Raw genomic sequence first — 16877 nt, 5'->3', positions numbered from 1 at the left:
CGGCATGCGGCCTTGCGGGCGGAGCGCCCGTGGCTTCAGTCGATCAGGTCGATTTCCATCGCACCGGCCGTGGCCGGGTTGCGCGAGCCGACCATCGCGAACAGCTTGCTGCTCTGGCTGGCGAAGTGGTAGTTCGGGCCGGTGAAGGTCGCCGAGCGCATGTTGAGCGGGCCGTTCGTGCCCATCGAGCCCAGCGTTGCGCTGAGCGTGGCGCTGGTGCCGTCAGGGAGCGTCTGCGTGCGCGTGTAGTAGGAAGCGTCGGCGCCCGTGTTGCCCCAGCTGCCGCTGGTGGCTGCGCCGCGTGCGATGACGGTGGGCCATGCCGCGCGTTCGGGCAGGCCGATGCGGAACACCGATGTCGCAGGCGACGAGGGCACGATGCCGGCCGAGAGGTAGACGTTCTCGCCGCCGACGCGCGCGATCGCGAAGCTGCCGTTGTCCGACGGGTTGGCTACGTTCACGATGCGCCAGGTGTCCACGGTCGCGCCGGCCGACACGGTGTAGGTCCGCACGGATGCCGCGGGGCAGGTGTCGATGCGGTAGATCACGTTGTCGTTGCACAGGTAGAGCACCGTGCCGCCGCTGGCGATCTGGATCTGCGTGATCGACGAATCGCCGGCGGTGGCCGTCAGGTTGATGCCCAGGCGGTTGTAGGTGCCGTCGAGCGCACTCTGCGTCTTCACCAGCGCGCGCGATGCCACGAAGGGCCGCACGGCATAGCTCTCGGGCGTGACCTGCGCCACCGCGAACGGGAACGAGCCGACCACCGTGTCCGTCGTGAAGCGGAAGCGCGCCGTGTTCGCGGTGCTCGTGATGCGGCTGCTCGCGAAGATGAAGCTGCCGGCTTCCGCCGTGTCCTCGGCGAAGCTGCCCGAGGCGACGGTGCCGGCGGCGTCGGTCATCTCGTAGCGCTTGCTGTCGAGGTTCAGCGCCAGCGTCTGCCGCGAGCCGTTGGTGGCGTAGACCTTGTAGCGGCCGTTGCGGGCGTCGGGCGCGGCGCCGGTGTCGATCAGGTTGAGCTGGATGTAGCCCTGCGTGGCGGTGTTGCTGCGCGCGCCGACCAGCACCGAAAGCTCGCCGGCCTGCATCGCGAAGTACTTGCTCGCGCCGGTGGAGTTGACGCCGCGGATGCCCAGGGGCTGGTTCGTGTAGGCGGTGCTGTCCACCGGCATCGTGAGGGTGCCGTAGGTGTCGTCCGTGCCGGTGGAGGTGCGCACCGAGCTCGTGGTGCTGATCAGGTTCGCGCCCCAGCTGCCCGTGGTCGACGAGCCGATGCCGCGGGTGGTCGGCCAGCTCGAGGACTCGGACAGGGCGATGCGCATGAACTGCACGGCCGGTGTCGCGCTGACGCCGCCGGCCAGGTAGACGTTCTGGCCGCCGACGCGCGCAATGCGGAAGTTGGCGACGTCGCTGCTGTTGGTCACGTTGGTGGCGACCCAGGCGTCGTCGGTGCCGGCCGCCACCGAGTAGGTCCGCTTCGAGGCGGCGGGGCAGAGGTCGATCTTGTAGATGATCGCGTCGTTGCAGATTTCCAGCACCGTGCCGCTGCCCGACAGCCGCATCGCGAGGATCGACGAGTCCTGGGCGCCGCCGGGGCTGCGCGTGACGCTGAAGCGGTTGTAGGTGCCGTCCAGCAGCGCCGCGGTGGTGACGAAGTCGCGCGCCGCCACGAAGGGCTGTGCGGCGTACGCGGCGGGGCTCGAGTACGCGGTCTGGAAAGGGAAGGCGCCGACGATGGCGTCGCTCGTCACCCGGAAGCGCGAGGTGTTGGCCGCGGTCGTGATGCGGCTGCTCGCGAACACGTAGGTGCCGGGCTCGGTGAAGTCCTCGGCGAAGGTGCCGGACTCGGGCACGCCGAGGTTGTCCGTCATCGTGTAGCTGCCGGCGTCGAAGTCGACCGAGAGCTGCTGCTGTGTGCCGTTGGCCGCGTAGACGCGATAGCTGCCGTTGCGCACGTCGGGCGTGGCCAGGGTCTTGGCGGACTGGGCTTCCGGCTTGGAGCTGCCGCCCGGCGACAGCGACAGGCCGCCGGAACTGCCGCCGCCTCCTCCGCAGGCCGCCAGCAGGGCGGCCATGCTCAGGCTTGCGAGATACCTTGTCATCCTCATGTGTCGTTCCCTCTTTTTTTCAGAACGGGCCCTGCAGCGAGCCGGCTGGCTCCTGAACCTGGCCCGGGGAAATCGTAACCAGAGGTCAACACAACGCCGAGGCTGGCGGATGTCAGCCCAGTCGGGGCCAAAACCCGCGGCATTGGCGCGGCAGGTCGCCCCGTCTACAATCCGCCCCTCCGAGGAGCGTTGCAGCGCCGTCAGGCGTGAGGCTCGGACCACATATAGCAACGACGCTCACCCGCTGTTCTTGCGGTGAGCCCATTTCCCGTATCCGGCGGCATCTTTCAAACCAGTTTTGTTGGAGTTCCCATGAGCGCTGTTCTCAAACCCACCCCCGTTTCGACCGCCGACCAGGCGATCGCCGACCTGTCCCTCGCCGCCTGGGGCCGCAAGGAGATCAAGATCGCGGAAACCGAGATGCCCGGCCTGATGGCCATCCGCGAGGAGTTCTCGAAGTCGCAGCCGCTGAAGGGCGCGCGCATCACCGGTTCGCTGCACATGACGATCCAGACGGCCGTGCTGATCGAGACGCTGCAGGCACTGGGCGCGCAGGTGCGCTGGGCATCGTGCAACATCTTCTCGACGCAGGACCACGCAGCCGCCGCCATCGCCGCCGCCGGCACGCCGGTGTTCGCGATCAAGGGCGAGTCGTTGAAGGACTACTGGGACTACACCCACGCCATCTTCGACTTCGGTCCCAAGGACTCGAAGGGCGAAGGCCCGAACATGATCCTGGACGACGGCGGCGACGCCACGCTGCTGATGCACCTGGGCCAGCGCGCCGAGAAGGACCAGAGCGTGCTCGCGAACCCGACCAGCGAGGAAGAGCGCATCCTCTACGCCGCCATCAAGGCCAAGCTGGCCGTCGACGGCACCTGGTACACCCGCAAGTCGGCCGAGATCATCGGCGTCACGGAAGAAACCACCACCGGCGTGCACCGCCTGAACGAGATGTCCGCCAAGGGCACGCTGCTGTTCCGCGCGATCAACGTGAACGACTCGGTCACCAAGAGCAAGTTCGACAACCTGTACGGCTGCCGCGAGTCGCTGGTGGACGGCATCAAGCGCGCGACCGACGTGATGATCGCCGGCAAGGTGGCGCTGGTGGCCGGCTACGGCGACGTGGGCAAGGGCTCGGCCCAGGCTCTGCGCGCGCTGTCGGCGCAGGTGTGGGTGACCGAGATCGACCCGATCAACGCGCTGCAGGCCGCCATGGAAGGCTACAAGGTCGTGACGATGGAATACGCCGCCGACAAGGCCGACATCTTCGTGACCACCACCGGCAATCGCGACGTGATCCGCCACGAGCACATGGCCGCCATGAAGGACCAGGCCATCGTCTGCAACATCGGCCACTTCGACAACGAGATCGACGTCGCTTCGATCGAGAAGTACGAGTGGGAAGAGATCAAGCCGCAGGTCGACCACATCACCTTCCCGGACGGCAAGAAGATCATCCTGCTGGCCAAGGGCCGCCTCGTGAACCTGGGCTGCGGCACGGGCCATCCGAGCTTCGTGATGTCGTCGTCGTTCGCGAACCAGACCATCGCCCAGATCGAGCTGTTCACCAAGCCCGACGCCTACCAGGCCGGCAAGGTCTACGTGCTGCCCAAGCACCTCGACGAGAAGGTCGCGCGCCTGCACCTGAAGAAGGTCGGCGCCATGCTCACCGAGCTGACCGACACCCAGGCCGCCTACATCGGCGTGGACAAGAACGGTCCGTACAAGCCGGACACCTACCGCTACTGAGCGGGCAGGCAGGCGACAGGCAGCAGCGCGTGCGCGCCGATCAGTTGCTGGTGGAGCGCGGCCTGGCCGCGTCGCGTTCGCAGGCGGTGCGGCTCATTGCCGGCGGCCTGCGCTGGCGCGACGCGGGCACCAGCGACGCGTGGCGTACCGTCGTCAAGAACAAGGACGACGTGCCCGAATCCGCCGAGCTCGAGTTGCTTGACGCCGCCGAGGCGCGCTATGTCTCGCGCGGCGGCCTCAAGCTCGAGGGCGCGCTGGCGGCGAGCGGCATCGACCCGGCCGGCAGGCTGTGCCTCGACGTGGGCCAGTCGACCGGCGGCTTCACCGATTGCCTGCTGCAGCGCGGCGCGGCGAAGGTGGTGGGCGTCGATGTCGGCCACGGGCAGCTGCATGCGAAGCTGCGCGAGGACGAGCGCGTGGTGCCCATCGAAGGCGTCAATGCGCGCGCGCTGTCGGCCGACGATCTTGGGGAAGAAGGCGAGTCGCGCTTCGACTTGATCGTGGGCGACCTGTCGTTCATCTCGCTCACGCTGGTGCTGCCGGCGGTCGTCGGATTCATGGCGGACGATGGGCGCCTGCTGATGCTGGTCAAGCCTCAGTTCGAGCTGCAGCCCGGCCAGGTCGGCAAGGGCGGCATCGTGCGCGACGAGGCCATGTATGCGGTGGTCGAGAAGCGCCTGCACGACGCCTGCGAGGCGCTCGGCCTGCGGGTGCTGCAGTGGGTCGACAGCCCGATCGCCGGGGGCGACGGCAACCGCGAGTTTTTCATTCACGCCGTTCGCGATGCTCGCGCGAACGGTTCCTAAGGAGACGCAGGTGCGCCTTCCGTTGAGTTTCGAATTCTTCCCGACCAAGACGCCCGAAGGCGCGGTCAAGCTGCGCGCGGTGCGCCAGCAGCTGTATGCGCGCAAACCGCAGTTCTGCTCGGTCACGTATGGAGCGGGCGGCTCCACGCACCAGGGCACCTTCGGTGCGGTGCAGGAGATCCTGTCCGAGGGCGTGGACGCCGCGAGCCACTTCTCGTGCATCGGCGCCACGCGCGCCACGGTGCGCGAGCAGCTCGCCGAGCTGAAGGCCATGGGCGTTAAGCGTCTCGTGGCGCTGCGTGGCGACCTGCCCAGCGGCTACGGCATCGGCGGCGAGTTCCAGTACGCGAGCGACCTGGTCGCCTTCATCCGCGAGGAGACCGGCCGCGACTTCCACATCGAGGTGGCCTGCTACCCCGAGATCCATCCGCAGGCCCGTTCGCCCGAGGCCGACCTGCAGGCCTTCGCCGCCAAGGTGAAGGCGGGCGCCGACTCGGCGATCACGCAGTATTTCTTCAGCCCCGAGGCGTATTTCCGCTTCGTCGACGACGCGCGCAAGCTGGGGCTCGACACGCCGATCGTGCCGGGCATCATGCCGATCACGAGCTCGACGCAGCTCATGCGTTTCTCGGACGCCTGCGGCGCAGAGATTCCGCGCTGGATCCGCCTGCGGCTTCAGAGCTTCGGCGACGACACTGCATCGATCAAGGCCTTCGGCCTCGACGTGGTCACCGAACTGTGCGCGCGCCTGCAGGAAGGCGGCGCCCCGGCGCTGCACTTCTACACGATGAACCAGTCGGCGGCCACGCTGGCTGTGCTGGAGCGCCTCGATTGAGAGGGCGCGCGGGGCTTCGGGCGGCTCTTGTCGCGGCGACCTGCGTTCTCGCGGGATGCGCCATGCCGCCTGCCACCGACGCCGAGGGCAACGCGAAATTGCTGCCCCTGCCTCGCGCCATCGCGGTGCCCCCGGGCGCTGCCGCGCGCTCCAGCGTGCCGGCGGTGCGCTATGACCTCGCCGTCTCCGGCACTGGAGAGCAGGCCCCAGACGACGGCGTGCCCGACGACGGGCCGCGCGAAATCTTCGAGCGCGGCGGCGCTTCGTGGTACGGCATCCAGTTCCACCAGCGCAAGACCGCCAGCGGCGAGCGCTTCGACATGACCGCCATGACGGCGGCGCACAAGACCCTTCCCTTCAACACGCGCGTGTGCGTTCGCAGCCTCGTCAACGGCAGCGAGGTGCTGGTGCGCATCAACGACCGCGGTCCCTATGCGGCGGGCCGCGTGATCGACCTGAGCCGCGCGGCGGCCGACCGGATCGGCCTGACCGGGCTTGGCATCAAGCAGGTGGCGCTGACGGTCGTCGACCGCGAGGGCATGCGCTGCGGCGGCCTTCAGGTGGAGGCTGGCGATGCGGCGCCGCCGGTGGCGTCGAGCGAGCCGCAGCAGCGGGTGCGTGCGCCGGCTCCGGCGCGGCGCAAGGCGGTCGTGCCGCCGCGTCGCCGCAAATAGACGGGTCGAAAAAGGGCGGCCGGCTCAGCCGTCCGAATCGAGCGAGAACGCGGCGTTGCGGTCCTGGCCCAGGCGCTGCACCAGTTGCGGCAAGGCGGCCGCCAGCAGGGGCTTCAGCGTGTACGGCGGGTTGATCAGGAACATGCCGCTGGCCGGCAGGCCCGGCCGGTGCGTTTCGCCCGAGGCGGCGTCCTTGGTGATCTTGCTGGACTTGACCGTCAGCGTGGCGTGCAGCCACGACTTGCCGGCCTTGGTCGCCATCGTCTTCAGCCGGCGCGGCAGGTCGTGTGCCTCGGGGCGCGGAATGATCGGATACCAGACCGCGTAGGTGCCGGTGGCGAAGCGCTTGAGCGCCTCGGCCATGAAGTCGAGCACTCGGCCGTAGTCGGTCTTCATCTCGTAGCTGGGGTCCATCAGTACGAGCGCGCGGCGCGACGGCGGCGGCAGGAACTTGGTGGCGCTGCCGAAGCCGTCCTCGCGCAGGATGGCGATCTGGCGGCCGGCCTCGAGCTGGGCGATGTTGGCGTCCAGGGTGCGCGCGTCGGTGGGGTGCAGCTCGAAGAGCTTGAGCTTGTCGTGGTCGCGCAGCAGGTGCTGCACGATGAACGGCGAGCCGGGATAGACGCGGGCGCCGCCCTTGGGGTTGAAGTCCTGGACCACGCCCAGGTAGCGGGCGATGGCGTCGGCCAACGGGGTCTCGGCTTCGGGTGCTACCTTTTTGGTAGCGGATTTCGCCGTGGGGGCAGGGGTAGCGGGCTCTTTCTTGTCCGAAAGAAGGCGCAGGACACCGTCTGCCGCCTCGCCGCTGGTGCCGGCGTAGTCGCCGTCGAGCCGGTAGAGGCCGGCGCCGGCATGGGTGTCGACGACCGTCAGGGCTGCCTCTTTTTCAAGCAGGTGGTCGAGCGTGGCAATCAGCACCGTGTGCTTGAGCACGTCGGCGTGGTTGCCGGCATGGAAGGCGTGGCGGTAACTGAACATAGGGGGAGGATGGTAACGGTGTTGGGGCCCCAGAAGCGCGAATTTGCCTGTGCCAGGCCATTCTTCGTATAATCGCGGGCTTCGCAGCGTTTTTGTGGCCCCGCGGCGAAGACTTCAAACCCACCTAAGAGATTCCCGCCAGAGGAACGCCGACCGTGGAAAAGGGCCCGCCAAACCCTCTTTTCAAGAGAAAACTCATGACCAAAACGTTCAGCGCCAAGCCCGCTGACGTGACGCACGAGTGGTTTGTGATTGACGCGACCGACAAGGTCCTCGGACGAGTAGCCAGCGAAGTTGCTCTCCGTTTGCGCGGCAAACACAAGGCCATTTACACGCCTCACGTCGATACCGGTGACTTCATCGTCATCATCAACGCATCGCAACTGCGCGTCACCGGCGCCAAGTCCATCGACAAGGTGTACTACCGTCATTCGGGCTACCCGGGCGGCATCACGGCGACCAACTTCCGCGACATGCAGAACAAGCACCCGGGCCGCGCCCTGGAAAAGGCTGTCAAGGGCATGCTGCCCAAGGGTCCGCTCGGTTACGCAATGATCAAGAAACTCAAGGTGTACGGTGGCGCTGAGCACCCGCATACCGCCCAACAGCCCAAAGTGCTGGAACTGTAAGGAGCCTTGAGAATGATTGGTGAATGGAACAATGGCACCGGCCGTCGCAAATCGAGCGTCGCCCGCGTGTTTCTGAAAAAGGGCTCGGGCAAGATCACGGTCAACGGCAAGGACATCCAGGATTTCTTTGGCCGCGAAACCTCGATCATGATCGCGAAGCAACCCCTCGCACTGACCAACAACCTCGAAACCTTCGACGTGATGGTCAACGTGCACGGCGGTGGCGAATCGGGTCAAGCCGGTGCTACCCGCCACGGCATCACCCGTGCGCTGATCGACTACGACGCAGCACTGAAGTCGGTGCTGAGCCAGGCTGGCTACGTCACGCGCGATGCACGTGAAGTCGAGCGTAAGAAGGTCGGTCTGCACTCCGCCCGTCGTCGCAAGCAGTTCAGCAAGCGCTGATCCGCTTCCTGCGAGCAAAAGCCGCCTTCGGGCGGCTTTTTCATTGGAGCGCCCTTGGCGCAGGGTGCGCCGACCCCACTTGCAATGGGGTGCGCGCCAGCCCGGCCTGCCGGGAATGCGTCATTGCAGTAGGATTCGTTTCATTGGCCGCACAACCGGCCCCCCAAGGAGTTATTAGCCCATGAGCGCCGTAGCCGAAAACATCCAGACCCAGATGCCCGAGCCGATCGTCTTCACCGACAGCGCGGCCGCCAAGGTGGCCGACCTGATCGCCGAAGAAGGCAACCCCGACCTGAAGCTGCGCGTGTTCGTGCAAGGCGGTGGCTGCTCCGGCTTCCAGTACGGGTTCACCTTCGACGAGATCACCAACGAAGACGACACCACCATGACCAAGAACGGTGTGTCGCTCCTCATCGACGCCATGAGCTACCAGTACCTGGTCGGCGCGGAGATCGACTACAAGGAAGACCTGCAAGGCGCCCAGTTCGTGATCAAGAACCCGAACGCCACCAGCACCTGCGGTTGCGGATCGAGCTTCTCGGCCTGATCTCCTGCCGAATGCTGCTCACCCAGCCCTTCTGAAGAAAAGCCGCCTCCGGGCGGCTTTTTCGTTCCCGCTCCGTTTTTCCTGCACTGCCTGCCGCCCATGACCTCCGAGGCCGAAGCCGCCGATCAACCCGTTCGCAAGAGCCTGCTGTGGCTCGTCGCCGTCGGCTTCTTCATGCAGACGCTCGACGCCACCATCATCAACACGGCGTTGCCGGCGATGGCCGCGAGCCTCGGCGAGAGCCCGCTGCGCATGCAGTCGGTGGTGGTGGCCTATGCGCTCACCATGGCGATGCTGATTCCCGCCTCGGGCTGGATCGCCGACCGCTTCGGTACCCGGCGTATTTTCTTCTCGGCCATCGTGCTGTTCGCGCTGGGCTCGGTGCTGTGCGCGCTGTCGCACAGCCTGGGCCAGCTGGTGGCGGCGCGCGTGGTGCAGGGGCTCGGCGGGGCGCTGCTGCTGCCCGTCGGACGGCTGTCGCTGCTGCGCACGGTGCCGCGCGGGGAGTTCCTCCAGGCGATGAGCTTCGTGGCCATCCCGGGGCTGATAGGGCCCCTGCTGGGCCCCACGCTGGGCGGATGGCTGGTGCAGTACGCCTCGTGGCACTGGATCTTCCTGATCAACGTGCCTGTGGGCCTGGCCGGCTGCATCGCCACGCTCAAGTACATGCCCGACCTGCGCGGCGTGACGCTCAAGCCCTTCGACAGCGTGGGCTACGCGATGCTGGCTTTCGGCATGGTGGCGATCTCGCTCGCTCTCGACGGCGTGGGCCTGCGCCAGGGCGGCGTGATGATCGTGCTGATCTTCGGCTTTGCCAGCATCGCCGGCTACTGGCTGCGCGCCGCGCGCACGCCCGAGCCGCTGTTCGCGCCCTCGCTCTTCCATGTGCCCACGCTCAGCATCGGCCTGATCGGCAACCTCTTCTCGCGGCTGGGCAGCAGCTGCATGCCCTTCCTGGTGCCGCTGCTGCTGCAGGTGTCGATGGGCTATTCGCCCGTGCATGCCGGCCTGATGATGCTGCCGATCGCGCTGGCCGGGATGGCCATGAAGCGCTTCGCCACGCCGCTGATCACCCGCCACGGCTATCGCAGGGTGCTGGTGGTCAACACCATCCTCGTGGGCTGCACCATGGCCAGCTTCGGGCTGACGGCGCCGGGCCAGCCGATGGCGCTGCACCTGCTGCAGTTGCTGGCGTTCGGCGCGGTCAATTCGTTGCAGTTCACGGCCATGAACACCATCACGCTGAAGGACCTGGACGGCAGCATGGCCAGCAGCGGCAACAGCCTGCTGTCGATGGTGCAGATGCTGGCCATGAGCATGGGCGTGGCCGCTGCGGGTGCGGTGCTGGCGGGCTACAACGGCGTCTTCGGCACCGACACGCCCGCGCACACGCTGGATGCCTTCCAAGCCACTTTTGCGAGCATGGGGCTGATCACGGTGGCTTCTGCGCTGATCTTCTGGCATCTCCCGTCGGAAGTGCGCGCGCCGCACCCCGCGCAGCCGGAGGTTTCCGGCCAGGGCTGATCGAGCAGGTCAGGCGGGGTAGATGGCGCCCAGCACCCGGGCGCCGCGTGCGCCGGTCACGCTCGCCAGATTGCCCGCTTCCCGGCGGACAGTGGCGCGGGCGAGCCAGGCGAAGGCTGCTGCCTCGACCTGCAGCGGCGGCAGGCCGTGGTCGGTGGACGCCGCGACCGTCACGCCGGGCAGCAGGGCGCGCAGGCGGTCCAGCAGATGGTCGTTCAGCGCGCCGCCGCCGCAGACGATCAGCAGCTTGCTATCTTTTCCATAGCTTTTGAGGTCCGCCGCGCAGGCGTGCGCGGTCAACTCGGCCAGCGTCGCCTGGACATCCTCGGCCGCCATGGCCGTGGTGCCGAGCTGTGCGGCGAGCCAGGCCGGATTGAAAAGGTCGCGGCCGGTGCTCTTCGGCGGTGTCCTGGCGAAGTACGGGTCCGCCAGAAGCTGCGCCAGCAGGCCGGGAAGAACCTGTCCGCTGGCCGCCCATTGGCCGCCGCGGTCGAAGGGCTGGCCCTGGTGGGACTGGCACCAGTGGTCCATCAGCGCGTTGCCGGGGCCGCAATCGAAGCCGAGCACGGTGGCCGCGCCTTCCGGCTGGCTGGCGGCCGGCAGCAGGCTCAGGTTGGAAATGCCGCCGATGTTCAGCGCCGCGACCGTCTCGTCGGGCCTTGCGAACAGCGCGCGGTGAAAGGCCGGCACCAGCGGCGCGCCCTGGCCGCCGGCCGCGAGGTCGCGGCTGCGGAAGTCGGCGACCACGTCGATGCCGGTCAACTCGGCCAGCAGCGAGGGGTTGTTGATCTGGAGCGTGTAGCCGACCTCGTCGAACTCGAGCGGCCGGTGCCGCACGGTCTGGCCATGCGCGCCGATGGCTGTGACCGCGCCGGCATCGGTGCCGCTGTCCGCCAGCAGCTGGGCGACGACGCCGGCGTATGCGCGGGCCAGCCCGTTGCCAGCCAGCGCGGCGCGGTGCAGTTCGTTGTCGCCGGGGGTGTTCAGCGCCAGCAGTTCGGCGCGCAGTGCCACTGGAAACTGGGCGGTGGCGTAGGAGCGGACCGTGATGCGGCCGCCGGAAAAGTCGGCGAGCACGCCATCGACGCCGTCGAGCGAGGTGCCCGACATGAGGCCGATGAAAAGCTCGGCCGCCATTGCCGGAAGATCAGTCGGCGCTGGCCTGGATGACGGAGAAGGCCGCGGCCAGCTCGGTGCGCGCGCCCACGGCGACGCGTTCGAAGGCCGGACGCATGGCGGCGGTGATCGGCGCGCCGCCTTCCTGGGCGATGGAGGTCGGGTCCTGGTAGACGCCGCCCACGCGGAATTCGAAGTGCAGGTGCGGGCCGGTGGCCCAGCCGGTGGAGCCCACCGCGCCGACCGTCTGGCCCTGGCTCACGGCCTGGCCGGCCTTGACGTCGATGCGGCTCAGGTGCGCGTACGCCGTCTGTTGGTTGTTGCGGTGGTTGATGATGACGATGTTGCCGTAGCCGTTCTGCGTGCCGGCGAAATCGACCGTGCCGTCGCCGACCGAGCGCACCGAGGTGCCCGTGGGCGCCGCGTAGTCGATGCCGTTGTGCTGGCGCCAGCTGTTCAGGATCGGATGCATGCGCATCGCGAAGCCGCTGGACACGCGCGAGAACTCGACCGGCGTCGTCAGGTAGGCCTTGCGCAGGCTGTCGCCGTTCGGGCGGTAGTAGCTGCCCTTCTGGCCCGCGCCCGGGGGCTGGAACCAGACGGCCTGGTGGATCTTGCCGTTGTTCTCGAACTCGGCCGACAGCACGCGGCCGCTGCGCAGCGCCTGCCCGTCGGCCTCGAAGGTCTCGTACACCACGGCGAAGCGGTCGCCCTTGCGCAGGGCGCGCACGTCGACGTCGCCCGCGAAGATGTCGGCCAGCTGGCTCGCTACCGCGTCGGGAATGCGCGAGTCGTCGGTGGCGGCGAAGAGCGAGGTGCGGATGGTGCCGCTCGCCAGGCGCGTGCCCGGGGTGAGCGAATCGCGCTCCGTCACGCCGGCGAAGCCGGTGGGCGTGCGCTCGATGACGAAGCGCTTGAAGCCGCCGTCGCCGTCGGGAATCCAGCGGGCGCTGAGCTTCTTGAGCTGGTTTTCCTGCGTGGCCTCGGCCGTCACGGTGCGGCCGGCGCGCGAGAAGAGCGCGTTGCGGGCTTCGACGCTGCCGCGCACGAAGGCGGTGGCGGCCGGGTCGGAGATGCCCAGACGCTTCATCAGCGCATCGGCGGTGTCGCTGGAGCGGGTGACGTCGGTGCGGAAGAGGGTGAAGCTGAAGCTCTCGAGCGATTCGCTCTGGTCGGCGAACGAGACGGGCGCCGTGGCTTCGAGGATCTGGTGGACCGGGAGGTCGGATGCGTCGGGGCCGAGGGAGGCCACCGCGAGGGTGCCGGCGCTCAGCAAGGCAGCCGCGATGACCGCGGTGATCTGCCTAGGGTACGTCCGGAATGTATAGGCCACGCGAGAAGCGAGAAGCTCCTCGGCGGCAAGAATGCCGTTGATCAAACTATGAATTCCAGCTCAGGTTCTGCAGGTCCGTGCTGCAAGGCCCAGTCACGTTCAGGGCGGCAGGAGACGGTGCGGAAAGAAGCGCCGCTTAGAATTCGGCGCTTGAAAAGTCGGGCCGAGTATAGCTTCGGCACCCCAAAAATCAGCCAAAAAAGCCCGTAAAGGCCGAATCTGTTACATCCATGAGCCTCTCGAATAGTGTAGGACGCGCGCTCGAAATCTCCCTCCGGGGCGCCGACGAGCTGCTGCCGCAGGACGAATGGGTGCGCAAGCTCCAGCGCTCCGAAGCCACCGGAACCCCTCTGCGGATCAAGTTCGGTCTCGACCCGACCGCACCGGATATTCATCTGGGTCACACGGTGGTTTTCAACAAAATGCGCCAGTTGCAGGACTTGGGGCATACGGTGATCCCGCTGATCGGGGACTTCACCACCACCATCGGCGACCCCTCCGGGCGCAACAGCACCCGACCGCCGCTGACCCGCGAGCAGATCGAGGACAACGCTAAGACCTACTTCGACCAGTTGCGCTTGGTGCTGAACGTCGATATCGCCGAAGTCCGCTACAACTCCGAATGGAGCGACCCCCTGGGCGCCCGCGGCATGATCCAGCTCGCCGCCAAGTACACGGTGGCCCGGATGATGGAGCGCGACGACTTCAACAAGCGCTTCAAGGCCGGCCAGTCGATCTCGGTCCACGAATTCCTCTACCCGCTGATGCAGGGCTACGACTCGGTCGCGCTCAAGAGCGACCTGGAGCTGGGCGGCACCGACCAGAAGTTCAACCTGCTCGTCGGCCGCCATCTCCAGCAGGAATACGGCCAGGAACCGCAGTGCATACTCACTATGCCGCTGCTGGAAGGGCTCGACGGCGTCGAGAAGATGTCCAAGAGCAAGAACAACTACATCGGCATCAGCGAAGACGCCAACACCATGTTCGCCAAGGTGCTGTCGATCTCCGACGACCTGATGTGGCGCTGGTACACCCTGTTGAGCTTCCAGTCGCTCGAGCAGATCGCGGCGCTGAAGGCCGAGGTCGAGGGTGGCCGCAACCCGAAGGACGCCAAGGTTGCGCTGGCCAAGGAAATCACCGCGCGCTTTCACAGCGCGGCGGCGGCCGATGCGGCCGAGCAGGACTTCATCAACCGCAGCAAGGGCGGCGTGCCGGACGAAATTCCGGAAGTGTCGTTGTCGGGTGCTCCTCTTGGCATCGCTCAGCTGCTCAAGCAGGCGAATCTCGCGGCGTCGGCTTCGGAAGGCAACCGCCTGATCGACGGCGGCGGTGTGCGGATCGACTCCGCCGTGGTCAGCGACAAGGCGCTGAAGCTGCCCGCGGGCAGCTACGTGGTGCAGGTCGGCAAGCGCAAGTTCGCTCGCGTGACGCTGAGCTGAGCGCCCCGGGGGCGTTGCGCCCCCGCTCTGCCCCTATTTAATTAGCGGACCTCGATGGTGACGCGCCGGTTGCGCGGCTCGTCCACCTCGTCGGCGGTCTGGATGGCCAGGTCGCGCTCGCCGCGGCCCACGGCCTCGATGCGGTTGGCCGGGAACTGGCGCTCCACGAAGAGCTGGGCCACTTCCTGCGCCCGGCGCCGCGACAGTTCGTCGTTCTGCTCGCCGCTGCCCTTGGTGTCGGTGTGGCCGGTGACCACGATGTCGCCGCCGCTGCGTGCCAGTGCGGCCGCCAGCGCCTCGGTCATGATCTGCTGCGACGCCGCCGTGAGCGTGGTGCCGCCGAGCTCGAAGTACACCGTGTAGCGCTGCGGCGGAGGCGGGCGCATGTCGAACAGCGGCTTGTTCTCCGCCTGCACCTTGGCCGGATCGGCGTTGTCGACCAACGGCGCGCCCTTGGCGCCCACCGCGGCGGTGGCGCGCTGGTAGGGCGTGGAAAGCACTTCCTCGCCGTCCTTGACGCGAACCACCACGGCCGAGGGCTTGCCGTCGGCCTGCGGCAGCAGCACCACCCGCGTGCCGGGCGTGGAGCACGCTGCCAGCAGCGCGGCGGCCAGCGTGGCTGCGAAAAGGGATGCGAGGCGGGAGGATTTGAGTTTCGGCATCTTCATCATGGCTGGCCGTCGGCTTGCACGATGAAGTCGGTGCCGCGGATGCCGATGGTGGCAGTCTGCGTCTCGACCCGCACCGCGTCGGGGTTGGTCTTGCCGATGAGGCCGGTGATCATGCGCATGGAGCCGCGCAGCAGCGACAGCAGGATGCCGCCGTCGCGCGTCGTGCCGTCGAAGTGGAATTCCTTGAGATCGAGGCGCGAGGAGGGGCCGACCACCAGCGTCGTGTCGTCGCGCAGCACCACGGAGGCCGAGGAATCGGGGCCGGTCACGATGCGGTCCACGGCACCCAGTGCGTCACCGGGGCTGGCCGTGCGGGCGGCGCCGGCGCCGTTGAGCAACTGGACGCTGCCGCGCACGGACTTCACGAAGCCGGCCTGGAGATCGGCCTTGGCGGTGGTCGCCGGCGCGGCTGCCGCGGAAATGGGAGCGGCAGCGGCAGCGGCAGCGGGCACGGCCGCGGGAGCTGCCGGCGGCGTCTGGGCCTGCGCCAACATGGCGGATCCCGCGATGGCGAGGCCGCCGAGGGCGGTCACGAGGTTTTTCATCATCTGGCTCTCTGTGATAACAGTTGCGCAACGTTTGCCAAACATTATTAATGCGAAGGCGTTACATATGGACACCAGGCTGATAATTCAGGCCGTTTCTGCGGTCTTTTACCGCTTTTCGCGTGGCTTCCTGCCCTGTTCCTGATGGCATTTGCATGATGTTTACCCCTAAGACGCTGCTACGCGCGTCGATTGCCGTGGCTTTGATCACGATCGTGCTCAAGGGTCTGGCCGGCTACATGACGAATTCCATGGGCCTGATCTCGGACGCCATGGAGTCCTTCGTGAACCTCGCGAGCGCCGTCTTCGCGCTGGCCATGGTGACCGTCGCCGAGCGGCCAGCCGACGACGACCACCCCTATGGCCACCACAAGGCCGAGTACTTCTCCTCGGGCTTCGAGGGCATCCTGATCGTCGGCGCCGCCATCGCCATCCTCTGGGTCTCGGTGCAGCGCCTGCTGTCGCCCCAGCCGCTGGAGCAGCTGGGCTGGGGCCTGGCACTGTCGGTGCTCAGTTCGGGCTTCAACGCCGGGCTCGCCCTGCTGCTGTTCCGGGCGGCGCGGGCTCACCGCTCCATTGCACTGGAGGCCGACGGCCGCCACCTGATGGCCGACGTCTGGACCTCCGCCGCCGTGCTGGTCGGCATCGTCGGCGTGATGTTCACCGGCTGGCTCTGGCTCGATCCGGTGCTGGCCATCGGCGTCGCGCTGAACATCGCGCGCGAGGGCGTCAAGCTGGTGTGGCGTTCCTCGCAGGGCCTGATGGACGAGGCCCTCGACCCCGAAACCCTCGCCACCGTGCGCGCCACGATCGACGCCTTCGTCGCTCGCACGCCCGAAGGCACCCGGCTGCGCTTCGACGACATGGTCACCCGCAGCGCCGGCCAGCGCCGCTTCGCCGACCTGCACATGCACGTGCCCGGCGACTGGACGCTGCAGCACGCCGCCAACATGCGCGACGAACTCGAGCAGGCGCTCATGGACGCCGTGCCCGGCCTGCGCGTGACCATCCAGTTGCTGCCCCTCACCATGGAAGCCCGCGCCACCCAGGCCGGCGAACATCACCCCTTATGAAAGCCGTTCTGCAACGCGTCGCGAATGCCCGCGTCGACATTTCCGGGCGCACCGTCGGCGCCATCGATGCGGGCCTGCTCGTGCTGCTGTGCGCCGAGCGTGGCGACGTCGATGTGCTCGCCGACCGCATGCTCGCCAAGATCCTCAAGCTGCGCATCTTTGCCGACGAGGCCGGCAAGATGAACCGCAGCGTGCAGGACATCGGCGGCGGCCTGCTCGTGGTGAGCCAGTTCACGCTGGCTGCCGACGCCAGCGCGGGCAACCGCCCCAGCTTCATCCAGGCCGCGCCGCCCGACGAAGGACGGCGCCTCTACGAATACTTCGTGGCGCAGGCCCGTGCCGCGCATCCGGTGGTAGCCACCGGCGAATTCGGCGCCGACATGCAGGTGCACCTGCTGAACGACGGACCCGTCACGATCCCGCTGCAGATGACGGCCTAGCG

The 16877-nt window shown here is 67.6% G+C and carries 17 protein-coding genes and 1 riboswitch; of the genes, 11 read left to right on the top strand and 6 right to left on the bottom strand.

The features are described from left to right. Positions 1 to 35: 35 nt before the first annotated feature. Entirely contained in the window at positions 36 to 2108 is a 2073-nt protein-coding gene (locus SFB74_RS29140; RefSeq protein ID WP_432727889.1) for a hypothetical protein, read from the bottom strand. 177 nt (positions 2109 to 2285) lie between these two features. Beyond that, a riboswitch (S-adenosyl-L-homocysteine riboswitch) is annotated at positions 2286 to 2354 on the top strand. 66 nt (positions 2355 to 2420) lie between these two features. Here SFB74_RS29140 and ahcY point away from each other — a divergent pair. The 4 genes from ahcY (at position 2421) to SFB74_RS29120 (ending at position 6175) form a co-directional block, all read left to right on the top strand. Further along, complete coding sequence (gene ahcY, locus SFB74_RS29135) at positions 2421 to 3860, top strand: adenosylhomocysteinase (RefSeq protein ID WP_432727888.1); 1440 nt, start codon at positions 2421 to 2423, stop codon at positions 3858 to 3860. Between the two features lie 29 nt (positions 3861 to 3889). Continuing rightward, positions 3890 to 4666, top strand: a complete 777-nt coding sequence (locus SFB74_RS29130; RefSeq protein WP_432727887.1) for a TlyA family RNA methyltransferase — start codon at positions 3890 to 3892, stop codon at positions 4664 to 4666. A 10-nt stretch (positions 4667 to 4676) separates the two neighbouring features. Continuing rightward, entirely contained in the window at positions 4677 to 5501 is an 825-nt protein-coding gene (gene metF / locus SFB74_RS29125) for a methylenetetrahydrofolate reductase [NAD(P)H] (protein WP_432732018.1), read from the top strand. 62 nt (positions 5502 to 5563) lie between these two features. Further along, positions 5564 to 6175, top strand: a complete 612-nt coding sequence (locus tag SFB74_RS29120; protein ID WP_432727886.1) for a septal ring lytic transglycosylase RlpA family protein — start codon at positions 5564 to 5566, stop codon at positions 6173 to 6175. 24 nt (positions 6176 to 6199) lie between these two features. On the opposite strand, the gene SFB74_RS29115 is transcribed toward SFB74_RS29120, so the two are convergent. Next, a complete protein-coding gene (locus SFB74_RS29115) occupies positions 6200 to 7153 on the bottom strand; it encodes a 23S rRNA (adenine(2030)-N(6))-methyltransferase RlmJ (RefSeq protein ID WP_432727885.1) in 954 nt (317 codons plus the stop codon). Positions 7154 to 7350: 197 nt separating this feature from the next. Here SFB74_RS29115 and rplM point away from each other — a divergent pair, with 197 nt between their 5' ends. The 4 genes from rplM to mdtD all read left to right on the top strand — a co-directional run bounded on the left by rplM (position 7351) and on the right by mdtD (position 10258). Beyond that, entirely contained in the window at positions 7351 to 7782 is a 432-nt protein-coding gene (rplM, locus tag SFB74_RS29110; RefSeq protein WP_093205810.1) for a 50S ribosomal protein L13, read from the top strand. A gap of 12 nt (positions 7783 to 7794) precedes the next feature. Next, entirely contained in the window at positions 7795 to 8187 is a 393-nt protein-coding gene (gene rpsI / locus SFB74_RS29105; protein ID WP_126023695.1) for a 30S ribosomal protein S9, read from the top strand. A gap of 181 nt (positions 8188 to 8368) precedes the next feature. Next, positions 8369 to 8734, top strand: coding sequence for an iron-sulfur cluster insertion protein ErpA (gene erpA / locus SFB74_RS29100; RefSeq protein ID WP_007827949.1), 366 nt, complete (start codon positions 8369 to 8371; stop codon positions 8732 to 8734). Between the two features lie 99 nt (positions 8735 to 8833). Then, positions 8834 to 10258, top strand: coding sequence for a multidrug transporter subunit MdtD (gene mdtD / locus SFB74_RS29095; protein ID WP_432727884.1), 1425 nt, complete (start codon positions 8834 to 8836; stop codon positions 10256 to 10258). Between the two features lie 9 nt (positions 10259 to 10267). On the opposite strand, the gene SFB74_RS29090 is transcribed toward mdtD, so the two are convergent. Together SFB74_RS29090 and SFB74_RS29085 are read right to left on the bottom strand one after the other, a co-directional pair. Further along, complete coding sequence (locus SFB74_RS29090) at positions 10268 to 11395, bottom strand: anhydro-N-acetylmuramic acid kinase (RefSeq protein ID WP_432727882.1); 1128 nt, start codon at positions 11393 to 11395, stop codon at positions 10268 to 10270. Between the two features lie 10 nt (positions 11396 to 11405). Continuing rightward, entirely contained in the window at positions 11406 to 12752 is a 1347-nt protein-coding gene (locus SFB74_RS29085) for a peptidoglycan DD-metalloendopeptidase family protein (RefSeq protein WP_432727881.1), read from the bottom strand. 185 nt (positions 12753 to 12937) lie between these two features. Between SFB74_RS29085 and tyrS the strand changes: the two genes are divergently transcribed. Then, positions 12938 to 14146 carry a tyrosine--tRNA ligase gene (gene tyrS / locus SFB74_RS29080; RefSeq protein ID WP_432727880.1) on the top strand — a complete coding sequence of 403 codons (1209 nt, stop codon included), beginning with the start codon at positions 12938 to 12940 and terminating at the stop codon, positions 14144 to 14146. 41 nt (positions 14147 to 14187) lie between these two features. Here tyrS and SFB74_RS29075 read toward each other — a convergent pair whose 3' ends face one another. Both SFB74_RS29075 and SFB74_RS29070 read right to left on the bottom strand, forming a co-directional pair. Beyond that, a complete protein-coding gene (locus tag SFB74_RS29075; protein ID WP_432727879.1) occupies positions 14188 to 14808 on the bottom strand; it encodes an OmpA family protein in 621 nt (206 codons plus the stop codon). Positions 14809 to 14813: 5 nt separating this feature from the next. After that, positions 14814 to 15365 carry a FecR family protein gene (locus SFB74_RS29070; protein WP_432727877.1) on the bottom strand — a complete coding sequence of 184 codons (552 nt, stop codon included), beginning with the start codon at positions 15363 to 15365 and terminating at the stop codon, positions 14814 to 14816. A gap of 152 nt (positions 15366 to 15517) precedes the next feature. Here SFB74_RS29070 and SFB74_RS29065 point away from each other — a divergent pair, with 152 nt between their 5' ends. Together SFB74_RS29065 and dtd are read left to right on the top strand one after the other, a co-directional pair. Further along, a complete protein-coding gene (locus SFB74_RS29065; RefSeq protein WP_432727875.1) occupies positions 15518 to 16435 on the top strand; it encodes a cation diffusion facilitator family transporter in 918 nt (305 codons plus the stop codon). After that, a complete protein-coding gene (gene dtd / locus SFB74_RS29060) occupies positions 16432 to 16875 on the top strand; it encodes a D-aminoacyl-tRNA deacylase (protein WP_432727874.1) in 444 nt (147 codons plus the stop codon). Before SFB74_RS29065 ends, dtd begins: the two co-directional genes overlap by 4 nt. Positions 16876 to 16877 lie beyond the last annotated feature (2 nt).

Origin of the sequence: Variovorax xiamenensis (genome assembly GCF_050916385.1) — a bacterium.
GTDB lineage: Bacteria > Pseudomonadota > Gammaproteobacteria > Burkholderiales > Burkholderiaceae_C > Variovorax.
The sequence above is the reverse complement of the archived record's forward strand: the minus strand, read 5'-3'. Positions and strand labels throughout refer to the sequence as shown.